General features: G+C 63.1%; 5 protein-coding genes. 4 read left to right on the top strand and 1 reads right to left on the bottom strand.

Annotated features, from left to right (window positions below; all coding sequences use genetic code 11):
• Positions 1-32 precede the first annotated feature (32 nt).
• The gene (locus EOA36_RS27905; RefSeq protein WP_127280286.1) at positions 33-584 is read right to left on the bottom strand and encodes a sigma-70 family RNA polymerase sigma factor; all 552 of its coding nucleotides are present in this window, start codon (positions 582-584) and stop codon (positions 33-35) included.
• Positions 585-811: 227 nt separating this feature from the next.
• Here EOA36_RS27905 and EOA36_RS37815 point away from each other — a divergent pair, with 227 nt between their 5' ends.
• From EOA36_RS37815 to EOA36_RS27920, 4 genes are all read left to right on the top strand, one after another.
• The gene (locus EOA36_RS37815) at positions 812-949 is read left to right on the top strand and encodes a hypothetical protein (protein WP_189522246.1); all 138 of its coding nucleotides are present in this window, start codon (positions 812-814) and stop codon (positions 947-949) included.
• Positions 950-1,022: 73 nt separating this feature from the next.
• Positions 1,023-2,072, top strand: a complete 1,050-nt coding sequence (locus EOA36_RS27910) for a hypothetical protein (RefSeq protein WP_127280287.1) — start codon at positions 1,023-1,025, stop codon at positions 2,070-2,072.
• Positions 2,073-2,081: 9 nt separating this feature from the next.
• A complete protein-coding gene (locus EOA36_RS27915) occupies positions 2,082-3,434 on the top strand; it encodes a hypothetical protein (RefSeq protein ID WP_127280288.1) in 1,353 nt (450 codons plus the stop codon).
• 120 nt (positions 3,435-3,554) lie between these two features.
• A complete protein-coding gene (locus EOA36_RS27920) occupies positions 3,555-4,562 on the top strand; it encodes an iron ABC transporter substrate-binding protein (RefSeq protein ID WP_127280289.1) in 1,008 nt (335 codons plus the stop codon).
• Positions 4,563-4,813: the final 251 nt, after the last annotated feature.

Here is a 4,813-nt window from a genome sequence, read left to right on the forward strand (position 1 = left end):
CGAGCGCCTTAATGAGATCGTCGGTCTTCATGTCATTCCCGTCCGAACCGCCCCTGTCCGAATCGCTTGGCTATGGCGGCAAGTCCCCGATGCAGCGATACACGCACCGCCGTCTCGCTGATGCCGAACTTCGCCGCCGTCTCGCCGATCGAGCGACCCTCCACGGACACGGCCGAAACCACGGAACGCTGTGCCGGCGGCAGGCCGTCGAGCGCCCGGTTGATGTCGCGTTCGCTGACCGTATCGGTCTCCGGCTCGGCAAAAGTCTCGGCGATGTCGTCGACATCGATCTCGATGCGCCGTCCGCGCCGCCGGAACGCGTCGATCAGCTTGAAACGGGCAATCGCATAGACCCAAGGCAGGACCGGCGCGTCCTGGCGCCAGGTGTGTCGCTTCACATGAATTGCCAGCAAGGTTTCCTGCACGACGTCCTCGGGATCGACCCCGCCCTGCACGATCTTGCGCCTGACAAAGCCGCGGATGAGCGCGGCAATCCGGTGGAGAAAGTCGGCATAGGCCTTTTCATCTCCCGCGATCGCGGCCCGCATCAGCCGGGAAAGCTCGGCCTCGTCTTTGCCGCTCACAAGAGTTCACTCCCCGATCTTCGCGCCTCGGCACTGATTTGTTACGTGGCCCGCGAAATAATGTCCAAGCCAAACTACCGGCAAATCACGAAAGTTTGCGGGATGGTCCGCGAAATTCCCGGATGGGTTCTCTGGTTTCCAGTCCAGGGGCGAGGACAGCACGGACCAAGCTTTGTTGACGTAGGGTAAACCCTTCTGTAGCGTCAAAGGATCGGAGGGCGGCCGAAATGGATTTCATTGAACGCATTTTTGGATTTTCTCCGGACAATGGCTCGGGAACTTTCGAGGGCAGCCTTGTCATTGCGGCCATGGTCCTTGTCGCCGCCATCTACTTCTACCGAAGGCAGAGATCACTGAAGAAATAGCCGCTGGAAATCGGCGGGACACGTCCGCCAGGAAAACATTGCCGTTGCGTCCTCTCAGCGTGGGAAACACGACATGGCAGGATCTCTGGTCAACCACATCAGAACCGCGGCCCTGCTGTTGTTCGCCGCCGAATTCTGGAAGCGTCTTGCCACCGGGCTGAAAGTGCTGTTTGCGACGATTCGCATGCTGCTATGCCGGCTGGCCAAGGGCCAGCGGCTGCCAAGCCCGGCGCAGAACGATTGCTGTATCCAGCTGCCGCCCGACATCTACAAGCGCGCCGATCCTCTTCTTTATGCCCAGTACTATCTGATGGCGCAGGGCCTCGCGGTCACCTGGGACAATCCCGACATCGACATTTTCGACGGCGCCGCGCCAGTCACCGGCGCGCTCCAGCCAGCACACACATATCGCGTTCGCGTGCGTGTCTGGAACGGGTCTTACGACGCCCCGGCCATCAGCGTCGGAGTGGCGCTGTCCTACCTGTCCTTCGGCGCACAGACCGTTTCCCGTCCGATCGCCAGCACCGCCGTCAATCTCGGGGCCAAGGGCACGATCGATTGCCCTGCCTATGCCGAGTTCAGTTGGACCACGCCCGCCACCAGCGGCCACTATTGCCTGCAGGCACAGCTTTCCTGGGGCGATGACGCCAACCCCAGCAACAACCTTGGCCAGAAGAACGTCAACATTGCCGAGATGCGCTCACCGGCAAGGTTCGTCTTCAGCGTCCGCAACGAGGCCTCGGTCGTCCGGCGTTTCCAGATCGAGGCGGACTGCTACGGTCTGCCGAAGCTGCGGCCATGTGCCCCGTCACGCGGCGAAGGTCGCGGCGAGAGCACCGACACCCCGCAGCCGCGGCTCGCCGAGAGCAAGGCACGCTGGGCCAGGGCCCTCGAGGACCAGGCCTATGGCCGGTTTCCCATCCCGGACGACTGGTCGGTCAGGATCGTTCCAAGAACGCTTTCACTGCAGCCGCGCCAGATCACCGAGATCGCCGTCGAGATCGAAGCGAAGGACGCCGCCTTCCGTGGCTCGAAGACCTTCAATGTCCATGTGTTCACGATCGGCGAAAGCGGATCGCGCACCATGACCGGCGGTGTGACGCTCACCGCCACGAAAGGCTGAGGCGCTCCGATGGCCTACAGGCACTATACGAGCTGCTTTCTCTATCCCGCCGGTGGCAAGCCCTACAACGAGGACGACCGGCTGGCTTTCCTCGCCGGCCAGGCGCTGCAGATCATCGTCATCACCGGGCTGGCAGCCGCCTTCGGGTTGCTGCTGGGGCCGGTCGGTGCGGCACTTGCCGCGGCAATCGCATTTCTGGCGTCCGCCACCGCCACGATCGACAAGGCCGCCGGGGAATGGCTCAACCATCGCCTGGTCTGCCTCGACAAGGACAATCCGAAATGCGCGGTCGGCATCGTCTCCTACAATCCGTTCCGCAGCGATCTCGGCGCCTTCGACAACGACCAGTATTTCGACGTCATCCTGATGCCGCATCCGACGGCCGAGATCCTCAACGCCGAGACCAACGAGGCGGCTTTGGCGGCCGCCAATCGCTACAATGCCGACGGCAGCGTCGTCGCGGAATTCGCCGCCAGCATCGCGGCCCATCCGGCCAACGACATTCTCAATGACGGCTTTCAGGGTCATGAGCTGCTGTTGCCGCGCGATGATCTTAAGACCGACCTCGGCTACGCACCCACCGACGACCATGCCCGCTGGGGCCTGCACTGCGAGGCCGAGGGCGACTTCTGGATCAAGATGCGCCAATGGGCGCCGGCCATCGTCATCCTGCTGACGGCGGCTCTGGTCGTCACGGCGGCCGCGGCGGCCGCCGGCGCCGGTGTCGGGGCGGCCGTCGGCTGCGCCATAGGGTCGTTTTTCCTGGGTGCGCTGGGCTGCGCCATCGGCTCGTTCCTGGGAGGATTGCTCGGGGCGGCCATTGGCGGCGCGATCGGCGGCGCGGCGTCCTACTTCGGCGGGGTCAAGCCGGTCCTGCAGGGGCTGTTCAACTGGAACCCCGGCAATGTCGAGGACGCCAATGTCGGCGACAAGGCGCTCGGCCCCATCAGGATGGGCGATCATGTCGCCGTCCTCGGCGAACATGTCTATGACGGCTATCACCAGGGCTGGCACGAGTTTCATCCGCTGATGGCGGTGGTCAAATTCGATGCGGCCGCGGGTGTCGACGCAAAACACTATCTTCAGTGGAACCCGGACTTTCCCGACATGGGCACAGTCCCGCCCAAACCGCCGGGCGAGGCCACCGACCTCACCGCGCAGGATATGCGTGACGGGCTTGGCAGCACGGCATTCAGGACACGCTGCGAGAACCTGCGCAGAACCTGGTGCGCCATGCTGAACGACGCGTTCGATCCGGAGACCAAACGAACACAGCAGGGCCTGGATCAGCGCTGGACCATTCATCCCATGGTCGATGGCTGCATTCCGCAGGAGCAGCCACCGGCACCGCATATCGGGTGATGTCAAATGCGTCCGACACGCGAAACCGTGATGATGCCGATTGGCTTTCAATCTTGACTAACCCATTCATGAATTGATACTCGGACGCACCCGCAGTGCGGGCAACCCGAGGAGTACCTTATGAAATCCCCCCTTCTTGCCCTGGCCAGCGTAGCGGTGCTTGCAATCAGCCTAGCCGCCGGTCCGGCAACGGCCGAAGATGCCGGCATCATCGTCTATAATGCCCAGCATGAAAGCCTGACCAAGGAATGGGCCGAAGGGTTCACCAAGGAAACCGGCATCAAGGTCACCTTGCGAAACGGCGGCGACAGCGACTTCTCCAACCAGATCGTCTCCGAAGGCGCCGCCTCGCCCGCCGACGTGTTTTTGACGGAGAATTCGCCGGCCATGGCGCTGGTGGAGAATGCCGGCCTGTTCGCGCCGGTCGACGCCGACACGCTGGCTCAGGTCCCGCAGGACTATCAGGCGGCCAGCGGCAAATGGGTGGGCGTGGCCGCGCGCAGCACCGTTTTTGCCTACAACACGACCAAGCTCAAGGCTGATCAGTTGCCCAAGTCGATGCTCGATCTCGCCGATCCGAGCTGGAAAGGCCGCTGGGCGGCTTCGCCTTCCGGCGCCGATTTCCAGGCCATCGTCAGCGCGCTGCTGCAACTCAAGGGCGAGGCCGCCACGGCCGACTGGCTGAAGGCGATGAAGGAGAATTTCACCGCCTACAAGGGCAACAGCACGGTGATGAAGGCGGTCAATGCCGGCGAGATCGAAGGCGGCGTGATCTACCACTATTACTACTTTGGCGATCAGGCCAAGACCGGCGAAAACTCCAAGAACGTCGCGCTGCACTATTTCAAGAACCAGGATCCGGGCGCTTTCGTGTCGGTCTCCGGTGGCGGCGTGCTCGCCTCGAGCAAGCACCAGAAGGAAGCCCAGGCCTTCCTGAAATGGGTGACCGGCAAGGGTGGCCAGGACGTGCTAAAGAACGGAACCTCCTTCGAATATGCGGTCGGCAAGGACGCCCAGTCCAATCCGAAGCTGGTGCCCCTGGCCGACCTGCAGGCGCCGAAGGTCGACGCCACGACGCTCAACTCCAAGAAGGTCACCGACCTGATGACGGCAGCCGGCTTGCTTTAGTTGGCGTTCGTCCTAATAAGAACGTCAGACCGTGCTCCCGCGGACTCTCTTTCCGCGGGAGCGTTTTGTTTTTCGAGATTGCATTCGTCGATGACGACACGTTGCCTATCCGACCGCGACCGTGGTCCTTCAATTGCCGCCGCCGGGCGGCAATGGCGCGGCGTGTGAGCTGATGCAGTCCGCGGTCCATCTCGCGCGCCCGGGCCTGCCGCCCAAGATGCGCCGGCGGGCGCAACGGCGGGGGGGGGCCC

The sequence above is a fragment of the Mesorhizobium sp. M8A.F.Ca.ET.021.01.1.1 genome (assembly GCF_003998025.1).
GTDB lineage: Bacteria > Pseudomonadota > Alphaproteobacteria > Rhizobiales > Rhizobiaceae > Mesorhizobium.